A 398-nucleotide genomic window follows, 5' to 3' on the forward strand; every position below is an offset into this window, starting at 1 on the left:
CGGCGCCTCACTGGGGCTGTCATGCTGCGGCGAGGTGAGGCCGAACGCCACACTCTGCCCCTCCAGATGCAGGCGATCGCGCACCACCGGCAGGCGCTGCCAGCGCCCCTCGGCCATCAGGTGCACGGCATCGGCCGTGAGCCGATAGGGGAGCCAATGGCCGTGCCACTGCACCTCGGTTGCGGCGCCGCGTCGGCGCAAGTTGAGGCTAAGGTGACGCGCTTCACCGCCAAGGGTGAGCGGGAGCGCCAGTCTGTCCTCCCGCCCCACCCGAAAGCCGGCAAAGCGCTGCCAGGGATCGGGTGAGGAGGGCGCTCGGCCGAGCCACAGGGCGGCGGCCAGCCAGGCCAGCTCGGGCAGGGGCGGGGCGGTGCTGGGCAGGGGCCACTGGGTGTGGT

The 398-nt window shown here is 72.9% G+C and carries 1 pseudogene; it reads right to left on the reverse strand.

From position 1 onward, the window contains the following. Positions 1–398, reverse strand: a pseudogene (locus BN1134_RS19970) (hypothetical protein); the annotation flags it as partial.

Source organism: Aeromonas simiae (assembly GCF_000820125.1).
Taxonomy (GTDB): domain Bacteria; phylum Pseudomonadota; class Gammaproteobacteria; order Enterobacterales; family Aeromonadaceae; genus Aeromonas; species Aeromonas simiae.